Source organism: Streptomyces sp. NPDC054883 (genome assembly GCF_053610645.1).
On the sequence record NZ_JBSGYT010000039.1, the window covers coordinates 35,675 to 56,538 of the forward strand.

The following is a 20,864-nucleotide window of genomic DNA, read 5'->3' on the forward strand; positions in this document are numbered from 1 at the left end:
CCGCGTCTGCACCCGCTCAGAGTCTTGAGCGACTCGAAGTAGTGAAACCCGGTCCAGGGCATGGCCCCGGACCGGGTTTCAGTGCTGCTCAGCTTGCGTAGGAACCGGTGAGGGTCGCGCCCTCGGTGTGGTCGCCGCGGTCCAGGATCTCCCCCGCGACCCAGGCGTCGACGCCCCGGTCGGCCAGCGCGGTCAGGGCCACGTCCACCGACTCCTGCGGGACGACGGCCATCATGCCGACGCCCATGTTCAGCGTCTTCTCCAGCTCCAGCTGCTCCACCCGGCCGGTCCTGCCGACCAGGTCGAAGATGGCGCCGGGCGCCCAGGTCGAGCGGTCGACCGTGGCGTGCAGGTGGTCCGGGATCACCCGGGCGAGGTTGGCGGCGAGGCCGCCGCCCGTGATGTGCGAGTACGCGTGGACCTCGGCCGTACGGGTGAGGGCCATGCAGTCCAGCGAGTAGATCTTGGTCGGCTCCAGCAGTTCCTCGCCGAGGGTCCGGCCGAGCTCGTCGACGTGCTGCTCCAGGGCCATGCCGGCCTGGTCGAGCAGGACGTGGCGGACCAGCGAGTACCCGTTCGAGTGAAGGCCGGACGATGCCATCGCGATGACGGCGTCACCCGTACGGATGCGATCCGCGCCCAGCAGCCGGTCGTACTCGACCACACCGGTGCCCGCGCCCGCCACGTCGAAGTCGTCCGGGCCCAGCAGGCCCGGGTGCTCGGCGGTCTCGCCGCCCACCAGGGCGCAGCCGGCGAGGACACAGCCCTCGGCGATGCCCTTGACGATGGCCGCGACACGCTCGGGGTGCACCTTGCCGACGCAGATGTAGTCGGTCATGAAGAGCGGTTCGGCGCCGCAGACGACGATGTCGTCCATGACCATCGCGACCAGGTCGTGGCCGATGGTGTCGTACACGCCGAGCCGGCGGGCGACGTCCACCTTGGTGCCGACGCCGTCGGTGGCGGAGGCGAGCAGGGGGCGCTCGTACCGCTTGAGGGCGGAGGCGTCGAAGAGGCCGGCGAACCCGCCGAGGCCGCCGAGGACCTCGGGGCGCTGCGTCTTCTTCACCCACTCCTTCATGAGCTCGACGGCGCGGTCTCCCGCTTCGATGTCGACACCTGCTGCTGCGTAGCTGGCACCGGTGGTCTTCTCTGTCATGACAGGAGAGAGCTTTCGTGTCGTTACTGCGGGTGGTGCACGGCCCTGGGAAAAGCCTGAAAGACAGGGCCGGGCGCAGGTCGTACGGGGAGCGCGGAGCGGACCCGCCCGGTGGGGCGGGTCCGGTGCGTCCTACGGGCGCCGGAGCGCGTCGGCGGCGTCGGTGCCGCCCGCGAGCTCGGTCTCCAGGAGCTGCTTGCCGAGCAGCTGCGGGTCGGGCAACTCCATCGGGTACTCGCCGTCGAAGCAGGCCCGGCAGAGGTTGGGCTTCTGGATGGTGGTCGCCTCGACCATCGCGTCGAGCGAGATGTACGAGAGCGAGTCGGCCCCGAGCGACGTGGCGATCTCGTCGACCGTCATGCCGTTGGCGATCAGCTCGGCCCGGGTGGCGAAGTCGATGCCGAAGAAGCACGGCCACTTCACCGGCGGCGAGGAGATCCGGATGTGGACCTCGGCCGCGCCGGCCTCGCGGAGCATCTTGACCAGGGCGCGCTGGGTGTTGCCGCGGACGATCGAGTCGTCCACGACCACCAGGCGCTTGCCCCGGATGACTTCCTTGAGGGGGTTGAGCTTGAGCCGGATGCCGAGCTGGCGGATCGTCTGCGAGGGCTGGATGAAGGTCCGCCCCACGTAGGCGTTCTTGACCAGGCCCGAGCCGTACGGGATGCCGCTGGCCTCGGCGTAGCCGACCGCGGCGGGCGTGCCGGATTCCGGCGTCGCTATCACCAGGTCCGCTTCGACCGGGGCTTCCTTGGCCAGCCGCCGGCCCATCTCGACACGCGAGAGGTAGACGTTCCGGCCGGCGATGTCGGTGTCCGGGCGCGCCAGGTAGACGTACTCGAACACGCAGCCCTTGGGCTTCGCTTCCGCGAATCGGGAGGTCCGCAGACCGTTCTCGTCGATCGCGATGAGCTCACCCGGCTCGACCTCGCGGACGAAGCTGGCGCCGCAGATGTCGAGGGCGGCGGTCTCGCTCGCGACGACCCAGCCGCGCTCCAGGCGGCCGAGGACCAGCGGGCGGATGCCCTGCGGGTCACGGGCGGTGTAGAGGGTTCCCTCGTCCATGAAGACCAGCGAGAACGCGCCCTTGACCTGGGGGAGGACCTTGGCGGCCGACTCCTCGATGGTCAGGGGCTTGCCCTCGTCGTCGGTCTGGCCGGCCAGCAGGGCGGTGACCAGATCGGTGTCGTTGGTGGCTGCCACCTGGGTGGCGCGCCCGTCCTGACGGGGGAGATCGGCGACCATCTCGGCGAGCTCGGCGGTGTTCACCAGGTTGCCGTTGTGACCCAGGGCGATGGAGCCGTGGGCGGTCGCGCGGAAGGTCGGCTGGGCGTTCTCCCAGACGGAGGCCCCGGTGGTCGAATAGCGGGCGTGACCGACCGCGATATGACCTTGGAGCGAGCCGAGAGAGGTTTCGTCGAAGACCTGGGAAACGAGGCCCATGTCCTTGAAGACGAGGATCTGGGAACCGTTGCTCACAGCGATTCCCGCGGACTCTTGTCCGCGGTGCTGTAGTGCATACAGTCCGAAGTAGGTGAGCTTGGCGACCTCTTCACCCGGAGCCCAGACACCGAAGACGCCGCAAGCGTCCTGGGGGCCCTTTTCGCCGGGGAGCAGGTCGTGGTTGAGTCGTCCATCACCACGAGGCACGCTTCCGAGTGTAGGCGAGATCGACCACTGGTCCGAATTGGGGACGGCCGGGAAATCTCACAGCACACAGGGTGACGGGACGCTTCCGTCTCGGTATGCGGAACCCATTGTTGACAGGTACGCGGGCATTCGACAGGCTCTCGCCCCATGCAGCCCCTCGGTGACCGTACGGTCACCCTCGTCGAGCGCCGGCACGTGGACCTGGTCCGTGTCGCGAGCGCCATCTGTCGCTGTTCCGCGTAGTCACACGCCGCTTTCCCACGCCTTTCGCGCTCCGTTGCGCGCCATGGCGCGCGCTCTGACGCGCGCCGCCCTTTTCCCGCTCCCCGCCTGAGCCCGCTCCGCCGTGCCGTGCGCCGTCCCGCGCCGCCCGGAGCCGGGCCGGCGGGCCGTGCCCTGGAGTACCTGTGACCTCGTACGAATCCCCCCTGTCCCGGCGCGCCTTCGGCGGCGCGGTCGGTGCGAGCGCGGCCGCCGCCGCGGTGGGGCTGGGCGCGACGCCCGCCGCCGCCGGGCCGCAAGAGACCGCCACCGCCCAGGACCACGGGACCGGCCCCGGCGAGCGGGACTTCCGGGCGGCCCGGGGGCGTCACTCCCGGCGCCCGAACATCCTGTTCATCCTGGGTGACGACCTCGGCTGGGCGGACCTGTCCTCGTACGGCTCCCCGCACATCAAGACCCCGAACCTGGACCGGCTGGGCCGCCAGGGCGTCCGTTTCACCGACGCCTACGCGGGCTCCGCGACCTGCTCCCCGACCCGGTTCAGCCTGTACACCGGCCGCTACCCGGGCCGGACGAAGGGCGGGCTGGCCGAACCGATCGCCGACAAGTCGGCCGGGCTGGAGCCCACGCACCCGACGCTGGCCTCACTGCTGCGCGACTCCGGGTACGCGACGGCGCTGATCGGCAAGTGGCACTGCGGCTACCTGCCGGACTACAGCCCGACCCGCTCGGGCTGGGACGAGTTCTTCGGCAACTTCGGCGGGGCGCTGGAGTACTACTCCAAGCTGGGCCTGGGCGGCGAGTACGACCTGTACGAGGGTGACGCCGAGTACAAGGACCTGCGCTACTACACGCGGATCATCACGGAACGGGCGAGCGAGTACGTCTCCCGCGACCACCACGACAGGCCCTGGCTGCTGAACCTCAACTTCACCACCCCGCACTGGCCGTGGATCGCGGACGGGGACACGGCGCAGAGCGCCGAGGTCGTGCGGCGGATCAAGGCGGGTGACGCCCGGGCGCTGTGGCACCAGGACGGCGGGTCGGTGGAGAAGTACAAGCAGATGGTGGAGGACCTGGACCGCTCGGTCGGCGAGGTGCTGAACGCCCTGGCGCGGTCGGGGCAGGAGGAGGACACCCTGGTCGTCTTCGCCAGCGACAACGGCGGTGAACGCTTCTCCTACAACTGGCCGCTCTCGGGCAACAAGGCGTCCCTCCAGGAGGGCGGGATCCGGGTGCCGACGCTCGTGCGCTGGCCCGCACGGCTGGACGCCGGCCAGGTCAGCCGCGTCCCGGTGTTCAGCCCGGACTGGACGGCGACGCTGCTGGAGCTGGCCGGTACCCGGCCGCACCCGGCGTACCCGCTGGACGGGGTGAGCCTCGCGGGGTACCTGCTGCGCGGGGAGCGGCCCGCGGAGCGGGACCTGTTCTGGCGGGTGCGCGGGGAGCGGGCGCTGCGCCGCGGGGACTGGAAGTACTACCAGGGCAAGAGCGGCCGGGACCAGCTCTTCGACCTGGCGGAGGATGCGCGCGAGCAGGCCGACAAGGCGGCCGTGGAGCCGGCCCGGCTGGCGGGGTTGCGAGCCGCGTGGGAGAAGACGAACGCGGGACTGCTGCCCTACCCGGCGTGAGCCGTCACTCCGCCGCCGAGGCCGCTTCGGCGGTCAGGCCGGTGCCGTCCGCGCCGGTCAGGGTCAGCGTCCGGCCCTGGACCCGCCAGCTGAGCGGGCCGCCGCCGAACAGCGCGGTCAGGGCCTGCTCGACCTCGGCCGCCGGGCCCTCGCAGGCCATCCGGGTCGTGGCGAGCGGGCCGAAGGTGAGGGAGGGGCCCGCCACGACGGCCTGGGCCGTGAACCGGTTGCAGCCGAGGCCACCGCTCGCCGAGCCGTCGGGGGCGAGGGCGAAGCGGGCCCTCCCGGCGGCTTCGGCGGCCACGGCGGAAGCCGTTCCGCCCCGGCCCAGGGCGGTGACGGTCCACTCGGTGACGGTGAGCGGCGCGTCCACGACCGGCGGCTCCGGGGCGGGCTTCGCGTCGAAGGTGCCGGAGTGGACGGCCCGGGGCGGGGCGTCCTGCACGCTGCAGGCGGTGGTTCCCGCCAGCGCGAGGACGGCGGCCAGGACGGCGGCGGGCAGCTGCGGGCGGGGTGTACCCATGCCCCTGTGACGGGCGGCCCGGCCGGCCGGTTCCCCGCCCTCAGCTCATCAGGGGCAGCAGCGCCGACAGGTCGGCCCGCTCGCCGCTCGCCCGTACGCGGGCTTCCCGCACCGTCTCCGCCCAGCCGGTGCGGCCCGTGGCGAGCCGGATCCAGGTCAGCGGGTCGGTCTCGACGACGTTCGGCGGGGTACCGCGGGTGTGGCGGGGTCCCTCGACGCACTGGACCACGGCGAAGGGCGGGATCCGTACCTCGACGGAGGCGCCCGGCGCGGTGACGGCGAGGGCGTCGGCGAGGAGCCGGGTGCAGGCGGCCAGGGCCTGCCGCTCGATCGGGACGTCCAGCCCGGCGGCCCGGTTCAGGTCATCGGTGTGCACCACCAGCTCCACGGTCCGGGTGACCAGGAAGTCGCCCAGGGTCATGGCTCCGATCCACAGGTTCAGCACCCGGCGGTCCGGGTTCGCGGCGAGCGCCTCGGCCAGCCGCGCCCCGGCGCGCTCGTACAGCTCGGGCAGCGGCGCGCCGACCAGCGTCTCCTTCGCCGCCTCGGCGATCTTCCCGGCGAGCGAGGCGGTGGCGAAGGGCCACTCGACCGCGGTCAGCTCCGGGACGGCGGCGGGCGGCCGGGCGAGACCGGCGGCCAGCGAGTCGGCGATCCACGCGATGTGCGCGGCCAGATCCCCGACCGCCCACTGCCCGAGCCCACTGGGCCGGGCCAGCTGCTCGGGGGTCAGCTCCCGTACGGCGTCCGCGACATGGCCGAACTGGGCCGTGACGGCGGCGCGGATCTTGGCGGAGTCGTAGGTGCGCGTTTTCCTCTTGGCGGGCGGCATGGCCCGACCCTACTCGGGCGCCGACGCACGGGCCCCCGGCCGGAAACCGGCCGGGGGCCCGTGCGGTGGGGCGGGATCAGGCGAGGAGCGCCGGGATCGTCGCCTCGTGGGCGGTGCGCAGTTCCGCGAGCGGGATCGTGAACTCGCCCTGGACCTCGATCTCCTCGCCGTCGACCACGCCGATGCGGGCCGCCGGCAGGCCCCGCGCACCGCACATGTCGGTGAAGCGGAGTTCCTCGCTGCGCGGGACCGCCACGATGGCGCGGCCCGCGGACTCGGAGAAGAGGAAGGTGAAGGCGTCCAGGCCGTCCGGGACCACGATCCGCGCGCCGTTGCCGCCGCGCAGGCAGGATTCGGTGAGCGCCTGGATCACGCCGCCGTCCGACAGGTCGTGCGCGGCGTCGATCATGCCGTCGCGCGAGGCCGAGATCAGGATATCGCCGAGCAGCTTCTCGCGGCCCAGGTCCACCTTGGGCGGCATGCCGCCGAGGTGGTCGTGGACGACCTGGGACCACGCCGAGCCGCCGAACTCCTCGGCCGTGTCGCCGAGCAGGTAGAGCAGCTGGCCGGCCTCCGTGAACGCCATCGGCGTACGGCGGTTGACGTCGTCGATCACACCGAGGACCGCCACGACCGGGGTCGGGTGGATCGCGATGTCACCGGTCTGGTTGTAGAGCGAGACATTGCCGCCGGTCACCGGGGTGCCCAGCTCCAGGCAGCCGTCCGCGAGACCACGGGTGGCCTCCGCGAACTGCCACATGACGCCCGGGTCCTCGGGGGAGCCGAAGTTCAGGCAGTCGGAGATCGCGAGGGGCTTGGCACCGGTCGCGGCGACGTTGCGGTACGCCTCCGCGAGCGCGAGCTGCGCGCCCGTGTACGGGTCGAGCTTCGCGAAGCGGCCGTTGCCGTCGGTGGCCATCGCGACGCCGAGGTTGGTCTCCTCGTCGATGCGGACCATTCCGGCGTCCTCGGGCTGCGCGAGCACCGTGTTGCCCTGCACGAACCGGTCGTACTGGTCGGTGACCCAGGACTTCGAGGCCTGGTTCGGGGACGAGACCAGTGCCAGGACCTGCGCGCGCAGTTCCTCGGAGGTCTGCGGCCGGGGCAGCTTCCCCGCGTCGTCGGCCTGGAGCGCGTCCTGCCACTCGGGGCGGGCGTACGGGCGGTGGTAGACCGGGCCCTCGTGGGCGACGGTGCCCGGGGGCACGTCCACGATCTGCTCGCCGTGCCAGAAGATCTCCAGGCGCTCGCCGTCGGTGACTTCACCGATGACGGTGGCGATGACGTCCCACTTCTCGCAGATCTCCATGAAGCGGTCGACGTGCTGCGGCTCGACGATCGCGCACATGCGCTCCTGCGACTCGCTCATGAGGATCTCCTCGGGCGAGAGCGTCGCGTCGCGCAGCGGCACGGTGTCCAGCTCGACGCGCATGCCGCCGCTGCCGGCGGAGGCCAGCTCGCTGGTGGCGCAGGACAGCCCGGCGCCGCCGAGGTCCTGGATGCCGGCGACCAGCTTCTCCTTGAAGATCTCCAGGGTGCACTCGATGAGGAGCTTCTCCTGGAACGGGTCGCCGACCTGGACGGCGGGGCGCTTGGTCGGCTTCGAGGCGTCGAAGGTCTCCGAGGCCAGCACGGACACGCCGCCGATGCCGTCGCCGCCGGTGCGGGCACCGTAGAGGATGACCTTGTTGCCGGGGCCGGACGCCTTGGCGAGGTGGATGTCCTCGTGCTTCATCACGCCGATGCAGCCGGCGTTGACCAGCGGGTTGCCCTGGTAGCAGGCGTCGAAGACGACCTCGCCGCCGATGTTCGGCAGCCCCAGGCAGTTGCCGTAGCCGCCGATGCCCGCGACCACGCCCGGCAGGACGCGCTTGGTGTCGGGGTGGTCGGCCGCGCCGAAGCGCAGCGGGTCCACGACGGCGACCGGGCGGGCGCCCATGGCGAGGATGTCGCGGACGATGCCGCCGACGCCGGTGGCCGCGCCCTGGTAGGGCTCGATGTACGAAGGGTGGTTGTGCGACTCGACCTTGAAGGTGACCGCGTAGCCCTGGCCGACGTCGACGACGCCGGCGTTCTCGCCGATGCCGACGAGCATGGCCGTGTTCTCGGGGGCCTTCTCACCGAACTGCTTCAGGTGCACCTTGCTGCTCTTGTACGAGCAGTGCTCGGACCACATGACGGAGTACATGGCGAGCTCGGCGCCCGTGGGGCGGCGGCCGAGGATCTCCCGGATGCGGGCGTACTCGTCCTCCTTGAGGCCGAGTTCCTTCCAGGGCTGCGCCGCGTCCGGGGTCCCGGTGGCGTTCTTGACGGTATCGAGGGTCATGCGGAAACCAGCTTCTTCAGGACCGACGTGAAGAACGGGAGGCCGTCGGTGCGGCCGGTTCCGACCAGCGGTTCGACCGCGTGCTCGGGGTGCGGCATGAGGCCCAGGACGTTGCCGGCGGCGTTGGTGATGCCGGCGATGTCACGCAGCGAGCCGTTCGGGTTCCCGTCGAGGTACCGGAAGGCCACGCGGCCCTCGGCCTCCAGTTCGTCGAGCGTGCGCTCGTCGGCGGTGTAGCGGCCGTCCATGTTCTTGAGCGGGATGGAGATCTCCTGGCCGGCGCTGTAGTCGCCGGTCCACGCGCTCTCCGCGTTCTCCACGCGCAGCTTCTGCTCGCGGCAGATGAAGTGCAGGTGGTTGTTGCGGAGCATCGCCCCCGGCAGCAGGTGGGCCTCCGTGAGGACCTGGAAGCCGTTGCAGATGCCGAGGACGGGCATGCCGGCCCTGGCCTGCTCGATGACGGTCTCCATCACCGGCGAGAAGCGGGAGATGGCCCCGGCGCGCAGGTAGTCGCCGTAGGAGAAGCCGCCCGCGAGGACGACCGCGTCGACCTGGTGGAGGTCCTTGTCGCGGTGCCACAGCGAGACGGGCTCGGCTCCGGCGAGCCGCACGGCGCGCAGCGAGTCACGGTCGTCCAGCGTTCCGGGGAACGTGACGACTCCGATGCGAGTGGTCACCGTCAGGCCTCGACCTTCACGGTGAAGTCTTCGATGACGGTGTTGGCGAGGAACGTTTCGGCCATCTTGTGGATGCGGTCGAGGGCGGCCTGGTCGACCGGTCCCTCCACCTCCAGTTCGAAGCGCTTCCCCTGGCGGACGTCGGCGATCCCATCGAAGCCCAGGCGCGGCAGTGCACGCTGCACCGCCTGGCCCTGGGGGTCGAGGATCTCCGGCTTGAGCATGACGTCGACTACGACGCGTGCCATCGGGCACTCCCGTGTGGTGGTTGGTGCGAGGCGGTTCCTCCAGCGTACCCGTCCGAAATTTCTACGCGGGTAGATATCCGCAGGCGTCCGGAGGGGCGGCGTTTGGGCTTCACCAACGCTTCGCAAAATCCACCGGAAAACCACTCGCCCGCCATTGCGGCCGGACACGCGGAGATAATTAACTGGGCTTCGCAATTCAATGGGAATCGCGGTACAAAGGAATCGGCTGAGATTCCGGCCGATTGACGCATTGCTCCGAAACATCCACACAGGCGACATCACCGCACGTCAGCACGTGGTGACCTCGCACGAAGGGACCGATATCCGTGGCGCAGCGCGTAGTAGTCACGCTCTCCGATGACATCGACGGCGGAGCGGCGGAGGAAACGGTCTCGTTCGCCCTGGACGGTAAGTCGTACGAGATCGACCTCAATCCGGCCAACGCAAAGAAACTGCGGAAGAGCCTGGCCCCTTACGTGGCCGCCGGCCGTCGGCAGGCCCGCTCCGGCAAGGCGTACCGGCACACCAGCATCGCCCCCGACCCGGCCGCCGTACGGGCCTGGGCCCGGTCGAACGACCACGACGTGCCGCCGCGCGGCCGCATCCCGAAGCGGGTCTACGAGGCCTACAACGCTGCCCACTGACCCCGGATTTGCCATCCACCCCCTCCGATCGGCTAGTGTGTGGATCACGCCGAGGGGCCAGACCGCAGGTCAGAGCCCCGAAGGTCGTGCGGGTGTAGTTCAGTAGCAGAACACCCCCCTTCCAGGGGGGAGGCGCAGTGTGCAATCCCTGTCACCCGCTCTGCACGCTTTACCGGCCACGGTCGTGGATCAGGTACAGTGATGCTCGCATCTCGGCACGGCATTCATGTCGTCGCGAGCGTGCGGACGTAGCTCAGTTGGTAGAGCACCACCTTGCCAAGGTGGATGTCGCGAGTTCGAGTCTCGTCGTCCGCTCAGAGGACAAAGGCCCTGATCATCGATCAGGGCCTTTGTCGTATGTCCAGGAAGCCGGGGGCGGGACGTGCCGAAGATGACCGGGTGGTGGCGCAGCCGCGGCAGCGCGGGCAAGGTCGAGCTGTACACCCGCTGGTCGTTCCATTCCTTCGTCGTGCTCGAAATCGCGTCGTTCGGGCTGGGCGCGCTCGCGTCGGCGGCCGGGGACGACTCCGCCCGGTCCTCCTGGCCGGTGGCCACCGGGCTGTTCCTGCTGCTCTGCGCCCAGTCGGTCCTCGTCGGGTTCCTCTCCTCCCGGGCCCTGGACTGGCTCGTGGAGCGCCGTGAGCGCCCGGTCCGGCTCCCGGTGGTGACGGCCCTGGTCACCGGCGCCGCCTGCCTCACCGCCCTGGTCCTGGTGCGGACCGGCCGGGTGGACGCGGCCGTGGCCCCGGCCCCGGTCATCGGCATGACGGGTTTCGCCTGCGGATCGTTCGCCCTGTGCGTCAAGCGGATCCGGCACATGACGTACGCGCCGCTGGGCGCCGCCGTTCTGATGGGCGGGGCGGCGCTCGCCACGGGCCTCCCGGCGGCTTCCGTCCTCGGGTACGTCATAGGGGTGCCGGCCAGCGGGCTCTTCTTCAGCGTCGCCTACGGTTTCTCCGCGTGGCTGCTGAAGACCGTGCGCGAGCTGGACCGCTCGCGGGAGTACCAGGCGCGGCTGGCGGTGGCGGAGGAGCGGCTGCGGTTCGGGCGGGACCTGCACGATGTGATGGGCCGCAACCTGGCGGTGATCGCGCTCAAGAGCGAGCTGGCCGTCCAGCTGGCCCGGCGCGGACGCCCGGAGGCGGTGGAGCAGATGACCGAGGTGCAGCGGATCGCGCGCGAGTCCCAGCGGGAGGTACGGGACGTCGTGCGCGGCTACCGGGAAGCGGACCTGGCGGTGGAACTGGAGGGCGCCCGAGGGGTGCTGAGCGCCGCCGGGATGGACTGCCGGGTCGAGTTCGAGGCCGGGCGGGCGCTCCCGGCCGAGGTGCAGTCCGCGCTGGGCTGGGTGGTCCGGGAGGCGACCACCAACGTGCTGCGGCACGGTGACGCCCGCAGCTGCCTGATCCGGCTGACGACCGGGCAGGGGGCCGCCGACCCGGTGACGCTGCTGGTGGAGAACGACGGCGCCCCGGCCGGCGCCCCCTCCGGACCGCCCGGGTCGGGGCTCGCCGGGCTGCGCGAGCGGCTCGCGGCCGTGGACGGCGCGTTGCGGGCGGGTCCCGCGCCGGGCGGCCGGTTCCGGCTGGTCGCGGAGGTTCCCCGCCCGCGGGGCAGGACGACGGAGGTGGGGGCGTGAACCCCGTACGCGTGCTGCTGGCCGACGACGAGCACCTGATCCGCGGGGCGCTGGCAGCGCTGCTTGCCCTGGAGGACGACCTGCTGGTCGTCGCGGAGGCGGCCTCGGGGCCGGAGGCGCTCGCCATGGCCCGGGCGCACCGGCCGGACGTGGCGGTCCTGGACCTCCAGATGCCGGGGGCGGACGGTGTGAGTGTGGCCACATCGCTGCGGTCCGAACTCCCCGACTGCAAGGTCATGATCGTGACCAGCCACGGCCGTCCCGGCCACCTCAAGCGGGCCCTGGCGGCGGGCGTACGGGCCTTCGCCCCGAAGACCGTCTCGGCGCAACGGCTGGCCGAACTCATCCGGACCGTGCAGTCCGGGGGGCGTTACGTGGACCCGGAGTTGGCGGCCGACGCGATCAGCGCCGGGGATTCCCCGCTGACCGCCCGCGAGGCGGAGGTCCTGGAACTCGCCGGGGACGGGGCGCCGATCGCGGAGATCGCGGAGCGGGCGTGCCTGTCCCCGGGGACGGTACGGAACTATCTGTCCTCGGCGGCGACGAAGCTGGGGGCGGAGAACCGGCACACGGCGGTGCGTCTCGCGCGCGAGCGGGGTTGGGTATAGTGGGTACCGCGCTACGGCGCATGCGGACATAGCTCAGTTGGTAGAGCACCACCTTGCCAAGGTGGATGTCGCGCGTTCGAGTCGCGTTGTCCGCTCAGTGTGAGAAGCCCCCCGGTCCTCGGACCGGGGGGCTTCTTCGTGTTCAGGACTCGGTGGTCGCGGGCGCGGGCCGGGTCGCGGCGCCGCTGTGGGCGGCCCAGCTCTGGCCGGTGAGCCGCTCGTAGGCCTCGATGTACTTGGCCCGGGTCTGCTCGACGACCTCGCGCGGCAGGGCCGGCGGCGGCAGCTCGCCCTTCGGGTCCCAGCCGGATTCGGGGGAGCTCAGCCAGTTCCGGACGTACTGCTTGTCGTAGGAGAACTGGGTGCGGCCCGGCTGCCACTGGTCGGCGGGCCAGAAGCGCGAGGAGTCCGGGGTCAGGACCTCGTCGGCGGCGACGAGGGTGCCGTCGGCCGTGTGACCGAACTCGAACTTGGTGTCGGCGAGGATGATCCCGCGGTTCCGGGCGATGTCCCGGGCGCGGCTGTAGACGGCCAGGGTGAGCTGGCGCAGGGCCGCCGCCGTGTCGGCGCCGACGGTGCGCGCGACCTCCTCGTAGGAGACGTTCTCGTCGTGCTCGCCGACCTCGGCCTTGGCGGCCGGGGTGAAGATCGGGGCGGGCAGCTCGGAGCCGTCGACGAGCCCCTCGGGGAGCGCGAGGCCGCAGACGGTGCGGCTCTGCCGGTACTCGGCGAGGCCGGAGCCGGTGAGGTAGCCGCGGGCCACGCACTCGACGGGGACCATGTCGAGGTTCCGGCAGACCATCGTGCGGCCGGCCCAGTCGGCCGGGGCGCCGACGGGCAGCTCGGTGCTGATGACGTGGTTCGGGACCAGGTCCGCGAGCTGGTCGAACCACCACAGGGAGAGCTGGGTGAGGACGCGACCCTTGTCCGGGATCCCGGTGGGCAGCACCCAGTCGAAGGCGGACATCCGGTCGCTGGCGACCATGACGAGGTTGCCGTCCTCGTTGCGGTAGAGGTCGCGCACCTTCCCGGTGTGGAGGTGGACGAGGCCGGGCACCTGAACCGGCTCGGGCTTTTCGACGAATCCGGACACGGGATCTCCCTGTGGTTCTGTACGAGCGCAACCCCATTGTCCCGTACCCGGCCGGACGGCCCGACTCCGGGGCGCGGCCGGGGGAGCCCAGGCGCCACCGCCCGGGGCGCGGGTCAGTCCCGCTTGCAGATCCGGTCGAGGAGATTGGCGGTGGCGCGCTGCACGCGCTCGTCGACATGGCCCGGGCGGTCGAGCGCGGGCGACCAGGCGAAGGTGCCGGAGGCGAAGACGAGGGCCCCGCTCGGCGCCCGGTAGAGGGACGTCTCCTGGTGGCGCTTGGCGCCCTCGCTGTCGCGGTACGGGGAGTGCGCGAGGAGGATCCGGTCCTGGTGCTCGGGCAACTGGGTGCGCGGGAAGTACCGGTCGGCCTCGCCGGCCACCAGGCCGTCGAGTTCGTCGTTCTCGGCGGCCCCGGTGGAGTCCCACAGCCAGTGGCCGGCGTTGCGCACGATGAGCGGCGCGGGTTCGGGGACCCGGCCCGCGTACTGGATGCCGAGGAGCTGCTGCTCCGGGCGGTCGACCTCCCGCCACAGGCTGGCGCGGCCGGGGCCACGACGTTTTCGGCAGGTGAGGAGCCGGTCGGGGACCCCGGAGGGCGAGGGGCCGAGCTCGACCTGCCAGTACATGGTGTTGGCGGAGAGGAAGACGAGGGACGTGCCGTGCTCGCGGGCGCGCTCGACGGTGCGGCGCATGGGGGCCGACCAGTACTCGTCGTGACCGGGGAAGACCAGGCCGCGGTAGCGGGCGGGGTCGACGCGGCCGGCGTGCAGGTCGCGGGTGTCCGCGTAGGCGAGGTCGTAGCCGTAGCGCTCGGCCCAGCGGATGAAGTCGTAGGCGTGGCCCACGTGGAGCGGGAGGCCGGCGCCCGCGTACGGGCGGTCGAAGGAGACGGTGGTCGCCGCGTCCTGCTCGCCCAGCAGCCGTCCCTCCTCGTCCCAGGCGTGGTAGAGGCTGGCGCCGGTGCGGCCGTCCTCGGGGTAGAGGTTGTAGGCCTGCCAGGTGATGTCCGGGAGCAGCAGGAGCAGATCGGCGCGGTGGTCGTCCCGGACCGTGAACGGGATGTGGGACCGGTAGCCGTCGACGGTGGTGAGGACGGCCACGTACGCGCCGAGGCTCCAGTACGAGGGCACCTGGAGCCGCCAGGACAGCCACCAGTGGTGGCACGAGACCGTGCGGTCGGCGGTGAGCGGGGCGGGCTGGACGATGCCGGAGAGCCGGGGGCTGGAGTGGATCTTGCTGGCGCCGTCGCCGCCGTAGTGGCCGATGCGGTAGATGTCGACGGAGAACTGCTGGGGCGGGTCGACGGTGATGTGGAAGTCGATGGCCTCGCCGGGGGCGACGGCCCCGGTGGAGGCGAAGCCCTTGATCTGCCGGTGCACGTCGTCCGCGGTGCGGGGGCCGCCGTTGCTGCGGGCGCGGGGGATCTGGCCGGGGGCGACGGCCGGGTCGACGTACCAGGGCACGACGTGGCCGGTGTCGTCGAAGTACAGTTCGCTGCCCCGGAACCAGGGCAGCGGGCCTTGGCCGAAGGGGTCGGTCACCGCGTGCGCGAGCGCACCTGACTCCCACCGCCGGATCTGGTCCGTAGCCATACCGCTGTTCCCCTCCCTCGCTCCCCCGAACGCACATCCACGTTTCCCCAGCACATCACATAACGCACGCACTCCATCACCGTTCGTCGCGAAAAGACCTCCCGGAAACCAACTTGCGGGGGAATACCGCCGATGTCGGCGCGCCGGGGTGGGCGCGGCGGAAGCCCGGGTGCGGGGCCTCAGACCAGCCGGACCGGCTTCTCCGGTCGGAGGCCGATCTTCGCGAGCCACGCCCGCAGGGGCTCCGGGTCGCCGTCCTCCACCAGGCAGAGCACGCTCGGCGCCAGGTCGGAACGCCGCTCGCCCGCCACCCGCAACACGGGGCCGTCCAGCCAGTCCAGGCCCGGCTCCGCCCCGGCGGAATCCACCGCCGCGCAGCACACCAGCGCCGTGACGTGGTCGGCAAGCAGGTCCCGCCCGCTCCTCGGCTCCTGGAGCGGGAACAGCGGCACCGCGTCGGCGGCCCGCGCCTTGCCCGCGCCCGGCTCCGGGCCGCCGGTGGCGGACCGTTCCTCCCGCGCCAGGTGACCGGCCAGGGACTCCCCGGCGGCGCCCTGCCCGCCGGTGTCCGTGAGGAAGCCCAGCACCCGCTCCACCGGAGGCCCCGCGGGCACCGCCAGCGCGTCGAGGGCCGCGTGCAGCCGGGCAGCCTCCAGGCGCCACTTGCGGTCCACGACCTGTTGCGGGTACTCCGCCCAGTCCACCGGCGACCACTGCGGTCCCGCCTCGGCCGGACCGCCGTGGAACAGCCGCGCGGCCAGCAGCGAAGCCGCCTCGTCCACCGCGCCCGGCTGTTCCAGCAGGTCACAGGCGGGCCGCTCGCCGAGCCGGGAGGTGAACCCCTCGGCCAGCCGGTCCCGCCGGGACAGCTCGGTCAGGGCGGAAACCACCCCGGCGTCGAGCCGCGCCGGCCACCGGCCCATCCGCCAGGCCGGCAGCGCGACCCGGGTGAGCAGCCGGTCCCAGCCCGCGTAGGCGAGCCCGACCTGCTCCTGGGCCATGATGCGCAGCCCGTAGTCCACGTCCTGGGCGCGGTCGGAGGCGGCGGCCGCCACCCCGCGCTCCATCTCCGCCGCGTCCACCCGGCACAGCCTCAGCAGCAGCCCGGCCGGCCGGGCGATCCAGCCCATCCCACGGCGGGACGCCACGTCCACCGCGGCGTCCAGCCCCCGCACGAAGCCGCGCGCGTCGGCTATGTCCGGGTGCGCGGAAGGGCCCGTACCCGCGACGACCGGCGCGAGCACGGCGCGCAGCTCCGCGACCCGCATCCACCACAGGAACGGCGACCCGATCACCAGCACGGGGGCCGCGCCGGGCGCGGACTCCGGCCGGCCCGCCGCTATCCCGGACCGGCGGTGGGCCGGGTGCGTACGGTCTTCCAGCCAGCTGTCGCAGTCCGGGGTCAGGGCTATCGCCGAGGGCGCGGGGACGTCCATCCGGTCGGCGAGGTCCCGCACCAGCCGGTAGAGGTCGGGCGCGGCCGCCTCCGACAGCGGCACCGTCGGCGTCAGGGCCGGCCCCGCGCGCAGCACCACCGCGGCGAACGTCCCGCCGACGAGCAGCACCAGCGCGGCGGCCACACAGACGACGAGGGTCACCAGGGGCCACGGGTCACCGGCCAGCCGGCCCGTCGTGAGCCCGGTCAGGAGCACCACGGCGACGGCGGCCGGCAGTAGCACGACGGCCAGCGCCCTGCTGCGAACGCGCAGCACGGCGAGGGCGCGGGAACGCGCGGACGGCACGCCCACTTCAGCGATCGAACCGATTCCGGACACGGCCGGACCTCACCCCCTCTGCCCTGCGGCGGCTTTGCTCACTCCCCCACTGTGACACCCGCCACTGACATCGCAATGCCGGTGGGCCATGTGCCGGAATGCTTGCGCCGCACCCTAGTTGGGGCGGGGCCGGGCGTCAGGCAGACCGCGACACGATCACCCGATGGAATGGCTTTGGGTAAAGCTGGCCGCCTTCGAGCGCGGGCGGCTGCACTCGCACGCGCGGGCCCGGGCGCGCTCTGCGCACCCGGGCCCGCGAAGGACGTGGAACCGCTGGTCAGCGGCCTTCGGCCGCCCTGGCCGCGATGTCCGTCCGGTACTGCGAGCCGTCGAGCCCGATCCGCGCGACGGCCTTATACGCCCGCTCGCGCGCCTGTGCCAGGTCGGAACCGGTCGCCGTCACCGACAGCACCCGACCGCCCGCGCTGACGACCGCGTCGCCCTCGCGGCGGGTCCCGGCGTGCAGGACGTAGGCCTCGGGGGCGTCCTCGGCGGCCACCTCGGCCAGGCCCTCGATGGGGTCGCCGGTGCGCGGGGTGCCGGGGTAGTTGTGCGACGCGATGACGACCGTGACGGCCGCGTCCTCGCGCCAGCTGAGCGGGGGCTCCGCGTGCAGGGTGCCCCGGGCCGCGTTCAGCAGCACGCTCGCCAGCGGGGTGCGCAGCCGGGCCAGGACCACCTGGGTCTCGGGGTCGCCGAACCGGGCGTTGAACTCGATGACCCGGACACCGCGCGAGGTGATCGCCAGTCCGGCGTAGAGCAGGCCGGAGAAGGGCGTGCCGCGGTGGCGCAGCTCGTCCACGGTCGGCTGGAGGACGCTCTGCATGACCTCCTCGACCAGCTTCGGGTCGGCCCAGGGCAGCGGGGAGTACGCACCCATGCCCCCGGTGTTGGGGCCCTCGTCGCCGTCGAGCGCGCGCTTGAAGTCCTGGGCCGGCTGGAGCGGCAGCACGGTCACGCCGTCGGTGATGGCGAAGAGGGAGACCTCGGGGCCGTCGAGGAACTCCTCGATGACGACGCGGTCGCAGGCGAGCGCGTGTGCGCGGGCCTCCGCCCGGTCCTCGGTGACCACGACGCCCTTGCCCGCCGCCAGGCCGTCGTCCTTGACGACGTAGGGCGCGCCGAAGGCGTCGAGGGCGGCGTCCACCTCTTCCGGGGTGGTGCAGACGTAGCTGCGCGCGGTCGGGACCCCGGCCGCCGCCATCACGTCCTTGGCGAAGGCCTTGGAGCCCTCCAGCTGCGCCGCCTCGGCGGACGGGCCGAAGACGGGGATGCCGACGGCGCGGACGGCGTCGGCGACGCCGGCGACCAACGGGGCCTCCGGGCCGACCACGACCAGGTCGGCACCGAGCTCGGTGGCCAGCCGGGCCACGGCCCCGCCGTCGAGGGCGTCGACCGGGCGCAGCTCGGCCACCTCGGAGATGCCGGCGTTGCCGGGAGCGCAGTACAGCGCGTTGACGTCGGGGTCGAGGGACAGAGAGCGGCACAGGGCGTGTTCGCGGGCGCCGCCGCCGATGACGAGGACCTTCACGTCATGCAGCCTAGCCCGGGTGGCCGGGCCGGCTTCGTGCGGCCACCCAATTACGGGCCTCTACTCGTTCGTATATTCCTCTATGACGGTGGCTCCGAGCTCGCGCACGATCAGGTCGTGTCCGGTCAGCGCGCTCTCGACGAGGTCGGGATCGTCCTCCTCTGGCACGTCGTCCTCGGGGGCGACCGGCGGCGGCGCCTGCTGCACGGGGGGCTGCGGTGCGGGCGGCGTCTGCTGGTGCTGCTGCTGGGGCGACTGGTGCCAGGGCTGCTGCTGCGGGGCCGGAGACTGCTGCGAGGGCGGCGCCGGGGCCGAGGGCGGCGTGTACGGGGCCGGGGCCGACCCGGACGGCTGGCCTCCGCCACCGCCCACGACCGCGTCGATCTTCCAGTGGACCTGGAACTGCTCGGCCAGGACCGCCTTGAGGACGTCTTCGCTGCCGCTGCTCGCGAAGTTGTCGCGGGCCCCGACGTTGGGGAAGCCGAGCTGGAGGGTCGTCCCGTCGAAGCCCGTGACCTGGGCGTTCTGGCTGAGCAGGATCCAGGTGAAACGGCGGCGGTTCTTGACGGCCTCCAGCACGCCGGGCCACATCGCCTGCACCTGGCCGACGCCGGCGGCCATCCCGGGGGCGGGCCCGGCGGGCGCCGCCGGTGCGGCGGGCTGCGGTGCGGGCACCGGGGCGGGGCCCGCGGCGGGCGGAGTGGCCGCGGCGGTCGGCCAGGCCCCGGCCGCGGGGGTGGCGGGCGCGGCGGCTCCGGGCCAGGCCCCCGGTGCGGCGGCGCCACCGCCCGGCTGGGCGGCCCCCGGCCAGGCGCCGGGCGCGGGCGCGGCGGGCTGCGGTGCGGGGGCGGGCGCGGCCTGGGCCGCAGGTGCGGGGCCGGGCTCCGGCTGCACGGGCGACGGCTGCTGCGGCTCGGGCTCCGGGGCCCGTACCGCGGCACGTGCCGCGGCGACACCGCCGGCGGGGCCGGCCGGCGCCATCGGGTGGGCCTCGGGGCCGGGGACGTACCCCATGGCAGGCATCGCGGCGGGCGCGGCGGCGACGCCGGGGGCGGTGAACCCGCTCCGCTCCAGTCGGTCGAGCCGGGCCTGGAAGGACCGCTCGTCATCGAAGGCGGCGGGCAGCAGCACCCGGGCGCAGATCAGCTCCAGCTGGAGCCGGGGCGAGGTCGCCCCCCGCATCTCGGTGAGCCCGGTGTTGACCAGGTCGGCGGCCCGCGACAGCTCGGCCGCGCCGAAGACGGCGGCCTGGGCCTGCATGCGCTCGACGACATCGGCGGGGGCGTCGATGAGCCCCTTCTCCCCGGCATCGGGCACCGCGGCCAGGATCACCAGGTCGCGCAGCCGCTCCAGCAGGTCGGCGACGAACCGGCGCGGGTCGTTGCCGCCCTCCACCACTCGGTCCACGACCTCGAAGGCCGCTGCCCCGTCCCCGGCGGCGAAGGCGTCGACCACGGCGTCCAGCAGCGAGCCGTCCGTGTAACCGAGCAGGGAGGTCGCCATGGCGTACGTCACACCCTGGTCGGCCGCGCCCGCGAGCAGCTGGTCCATCACGGACATGGAGTCACGCACCGACCCGGCGCCCGCCCGGACCACGAGCGGCAGCACCCCGTCCTCGACGGTGGCCTCCTCCCGCGCGCAGACCTCGCCGAGGTAGTCGCGCAGGGTGCCGGGGGGCACCAGCCGGAAGGGGTAGTGGTGCGTCCGGGACCGGATCGTCCCGATCACCTTCTCCGGCTCGGTCGTGGCGAAGATGAACTTGAGGTGCTCCGGGGGCTCCTCGACCACCTTCAGCAGGGCGTTGAAGCCCGCCGAGGTGACCATGTGGGCCTCGTCGATGATGTAGATCTTGTAGCGGCTGGAAGCCGGCCCGAAGAACGCCTTTTCCCGCAGGTCACGGGCGTCGTCCACACCACCGTGCGAGGCGGCGTCGATCTCGATGACGTCGATGGACCCGGGGCCGTTGCGCGCGAGGTCGCGGCAGGACTGGCATTCCCCGCAGGGTTCGGGAGTGGGACCTTGCTCACAGTTCAGGCACCGGGCGAGGATCCGCGCACTGGTGGTCTTGCCGCAGCCGCGCGGCCCGCTGAACAGGTACGCGTGATTGACCCGGTTGTTCCGCAGGGCCTGCATCAGGGGGACAGTGACATGCTCCTGCCCGATGACCTCGGCGAACGACTCGGGGCGGTAGCGGCGGTACAGCGCAAGGGACGACACGTCTACGAGGTTATCCGGGCCCACCGACAACGGCGGCCCACCCGACTCCGCGACCCGGCCCCGGAACGCAAAGCGCCCCCCACGCACCCGCCAGAGCCCACTTACCCTTGCTGCCTTCCGGCCCTGGGGGAGTTGGGTGAGATAGCGCCACGTGAGGGGCTGGGCCCCACCCTAGCGGATGGAACCCCCCGGAATCGACCCGCCCCCCTGCGGGACCACCGGCCGACGATCACGTTCGCGAGCACCCCTCAACGTCTTGTATTGTTTGCGGCGGAGGATTCGCCTAGTGGCCTAGGGCGCACGCTTGGAAAGCGTGTTGGGGGCAACCCCTCACGAGTTCGAATCTCGTATCCTCCGCCAGTGCCTCACCGGGCACTTGAAGGCCCCGACCGGGAAACCGGCCGGGGCCTTCTGCGTTCCACCGACGGCGTACGACTGTCAGTGCGCCTTCTGCGGCTACGACGGGAGGATCGGCGCGGTACCGGTCGCGCCGGAGG

At 72.5% G+C, this 20,864-nt stretch carries 17 protein-coding genes, 4 tRNA genes and 1 other RNA gene; 9 read left to right on the forward strand and 13 right to left on the reverse strand.

Annotation, left to right across the window (positions count from 1 at the left end; all coding sequences use genetic code 11):
* Positions 1-88 precede the first annotated feature (88 nt).
* Together purM and purF are read right to left on the reverse strand one after the other, a co-directional pair.
* Positions 89-1,159, reverse strand: coding sequence for a phosphoribosylformylglycinamidine cyclo-ligase (gene purM / locus ACWGH1_RS25340; RefSeq protein WP_399277368.1), 1,071 nt, complete (start codon positions 1,157-1,159; stop codon positions 89-91).
* Between the two features lie 132 nt (positions 1,160-1,291).
* Positions 1,292-2,809 (reverse strand): amidophosphoribosyltransferase, encoded by a 1,518-nt coding sequence (gene purF / locus ACWGH1_RS25345; protein ID WP_136210585.1) that lies wholly within the window; start codon positions 2,807-2,809, stop codon positions 1,292-1,294.
* A 147-nt stretch (positions 2,810-2,956) separates the two neighbouring features.
* Here purF and ACWGH1_RS25350 point away from each other — a divergent pair, with 147 nt between their 5' ends.
* Together ACWGH1_RS25350 and ACWGH1_RS25355 are read left to right on the forward strand one after the other, a co-directional pair.
* Entirely contained in the window at positions 2,957-3,052 is a 96-nt protein-coding gene (locus ACWGH1_RS25350; protein ID WP_324617183.1) for a putative leader peptide, read from the forward strand.
* Between the two features lie 164 nt (positions 3,053-3,216).
* A complete protein-coding gene (locus tag ACWGH1_RS25355; RefSeq protein WP_453355276.1) occupies positions 3,217-4,662 on the forward strand; it encodes a sulfatase family protein in 1,446 nt (481 codons plus the stop codon).
* Positions 4,663-4,666: 4 nt separating this feature from the next.
* Here the strand turns inward: ACWGH1_RS25355 and ACWGH1_RS25360 are convergent, their stop codons facing one another.
* The 5 genes from ACWGH1_RS25360 to purS form a co-directional block, all read right to left on the reverse strand.
* Positions 4,667-5,185: an META domain-containing protein gene (locus tag ACWGH1_RS25360; protein WP_453355275.1), complete on the reverse strand. Its 519-nt coding sequence runs from the start codon at positions 5,183-5,185 to the stop codon at positions 4,667-4,669.
* A 40-nt stretch (positions 5,186-5,225) separates the two neighbouring features.
* A complete protein-coding gene (locus ACWGH1_RS25365; protein ID WP_453355277.1) occupies positions 5,226-6,017 on the reverse strand; it encodes a sterol carrier family protein in 792 nt (263 codons plus the stop codon).
* Between the two features lie 76 nt (positions 6,018-6,093).
* A complete protein-coding gene (gene purL, locus ACWGH1_RS25370) occupies positions 6,094-8,343 on the reverse strand; it encodes a phosphoribosylformylglycinamidine synthase subunit PurL (protein WP_453355425.1) in 2,250 nt (749 codons plus the stop codon).
* Positions 8,340-9,020 carry a phosphoribosylformylglycinamidine synthase subunit PurQ gene (gene purQ / locus ACWGH1_RS25375; RefSeq protein ID WP_453355426.1) on the reverse strand — a complete coding sequence of 227 codons (681 nt, stop codon included), beginning with the start codon at positions 9,018-9,020 and terminating at the stop codon, positions 8,340-8,342. The genes purL and purQ overlap by 4 nt, the downstream gene beginning before the upstream one ends.
* A 2-nt stretch (positions 9,021-9,022) precedes the next feature.
* On the reverse strand, positions 9,023-9,268 hold the full coding sequence (gene purS, locus ACWGH1_RS25380) for a phosphoribosylformylglycinamidine synthase subunit PurS (protein WP_042801325.1): 246 nt from the start codon (positions 9,266-9,268) through the stop codon (positions 9,023-9,025).
* Positions 9,269-9,594: 326 nt separating this feature from the next.
* On the opposite strand from purS, the gene ACWGH1_RS25385 reads away from it, so the two are divergent.
* The 6 genes from ACWGH1_RS25385 to ACWGH1_RS25410 all read left to right on the forward strand — a co-directional run bounded on the left by ACWGH1_RS25385 (position 9,595) and on the right by ACWGH1_RS25410 (position 12,254).
* Positions 9,595-9,912 carry a histone-like nucleoid-structuring protein Lsr2 gene (locus ACWGH1_RS25385; RefSeq protein WP_453355427.1) on the forward strand — a complete coding sequence of 106 codons (318 nt, stop codon included), beginning with the start codon at positions 9,595-9,597 and terminating at the stop codon, positions 9,910-9,912.
* Positions 9,913-10,000: 88 nt separating this feature from the next.
* Positions 10,001-10,072: transfer RNA gene (locus ACWGH1_RS25390), tRNA-Gly, on the forward strand.
* A gap of 82 nt (positions 10,073-10,154) precedes the next feature.
* Positions 10,155-10,227: transfer RNA gene (locus ACWGH1_RS25395), tRNA-Gly, on the forward strand.
* Between the two features lie 76 nt (positions 10,228-10,303).
* The gene (locus tag ACWGH1_RS25400) at positions 10,304-11,551 is read left to right on the forward strand and encodes a sensor histidine kinase (RefSeq protein WP_453355429.1); all 1,248 of its coding nucleotides are present in this window, start codon (positions 10,304-10,306) and stop codon (positions 11,549-11,551) included.
* Entirely contained in the window at positions 11,548-12,159 is a 612-nt protein-coding gene (locus tag ACWGH1_RS25405; protein ID WP_453355428.1) for a response regulator transcription factor, read from the forward strand. The genes ACWGH1_RS25400 and ACWGH1_RS25405 overlap by 4 nt, the downstream gene beginning before the upstream one ends.
* 22 nt (positions 12,160-12,181) lie before the next feature.
* A tRNA-Gly gene (locus ACWGH1_RS25410) sits at positions 12,182-12,254 on the forward strand.
* Between the two features lie 47 nt (positions 12,255-12,301).
* On the opposite strand, the gene ACWGH1_RS25415 is transcribed toward ACWGH1_RS25410, so the two are convergent.
* The 6 genes from ACWGH1_RS25415 to ffs all read right to left on the reverse strand — a co-directional run bounded on the left by ACWGH1_RS25415 (position 12,302) and on the right by ffs (position 20,531).
* Positions 12,302-13,252: a phosphoribosylaminoimidazolesuccinocarboxamide synthase gene (locus ACWGH1_RS25415; RefSeq protein ID WP_453356217.1), complete on the reverse strand. Its 951-nt coding sequence runs from the start codon at positions 13,250-13,252 to the stop codon at positions 12,302-12,304.
* Between the two features lie 113 nt (positions 13,253-13,365).
* Positions 13,366-14,844, reverse strand: a complete 1,479-nt coding sequence (locus tag ACWGH1_RS25420) for a N,N-dimethylformamidase beta subunit family domain-containing protein (protein ID WP_453356216.1) — start codon at positions 14,842-14,844, stop codon at positions 13,366-13,368.
* Positions 14,845-15,023: 179 nt separating this feature from the next.
* The gene (locus ACWGH1_RS25425; protein WP_453356215.1) at positions 15,024-16,619 is read right to left on the reverse strand and encodes a hypothetical protein; all 1,596 of its coding nucleotides are present in this window, start codon (positions 16,617-16,619) and stop codon (positions 15,024-15,026) included.
* Positions 16,620-16,896: 277 nt separating this feature from the next.
* The gene (gene purD / locus ACWGH1_RS25430; RefSeq protein WP_453357533.1) at positions 16,897-18,150 is read right to left on the reverse strand and encodes a phosphoribosylamine--glycine ligase; all 1,254 of its coding nucleotides are present in this window, start codon (positions 18,148-18,150) and stop codon (positions 16,897-16,899) included.
* Positions 18,151-18,210: 60 nt separating this feature from the next.
* A complete protein-coding gene (locus ACWGH1_RS25435) occupies positions 18,211-20,367 on the reverse strand; it encodes a DNA polymerase III subunit gamma and tau (protein WP_453409021.1) in 2,157 nt (718 codons plus the stop codon).
* A gap of 65 nt (positions 20,368-20,432) precedes the next feature.
* Positions 20,433-20,531: signal recognition particle sRNA small type (gene ffs, locus ACWGH1_RS25440), an RNA gene on the reverse strand.
* Between the two features lie 108 nt (positions 20,532-20,639).
* Between ffs and ACWGH1_RS25445 the strand changes: the two genes are divergently transcribed.
* Positions 20,640-20,727 (forward strand) — tRNA-Ser (locus ACWGH1_RS25445).
* Positions 20,728-20,864: the final 137 nt, after the last annotated feature.

Bases quoted from the DNA above. Each gene is read 5' to 3' on its own strand.
- purM (WP_399277368.1), bottom strand. From the start codon at position 1,159: ATGACAGAGAAGACCACCGGTGCCAGCTACGCAGCAGCAGGTGTCGAC.
- ACWGH1_RS25350 (WP_324617183.1), top strand. From the start codon at position 2,957: ATGCAGCCCCTCGGTGACCGTACGGTCACCCTCGTCGAGCGCCGGCAC.
- ACWGH1_RS25360 (WP_453355275.1), bottom strand. From the start codon at position 5,185: ATGGGTACACCCCGCCCGCAGCTGCCCGCCGCCGTCCTGGCCGCCGTC.
- ACWGH1_RS25365 (WP_453355277.1), bottom strand. From the start codon at position 6,017: ATGCCGCCCGCCAAGAGGAAAACGCGCACCTACGACTCCGCCAAGATC.
- purL (WP_453355425.1), bottom strand. From the start codon at position 8,343: ATGACCCTCGATACCGTCAAGAACGCCACCGGGACCCCGGACGCGGCG.
- purS (WP_042801325.1), bottom strand. From the start codon at position 9,268: ATGGCACGCGTCGTAGTCGACGTCATGCTCAAGCCGGAGATCCTCGAC.
- ACWGH1_RS25400 (WP_453355429.1), top strand. From the start codon at position 10,304: ATGACCGGGTGGTGGCGCAGCCGCGGCAGCGCGGGCAAGGTCGAGCTG.
- ACWGH1_RS25420 (WP_453356216.1), bottom strand. From the start codon at position 14,844: ATGGCTACGGACCAGATCCGGCGGTGGGAGTCAGGTGCGCTCGCGCAC.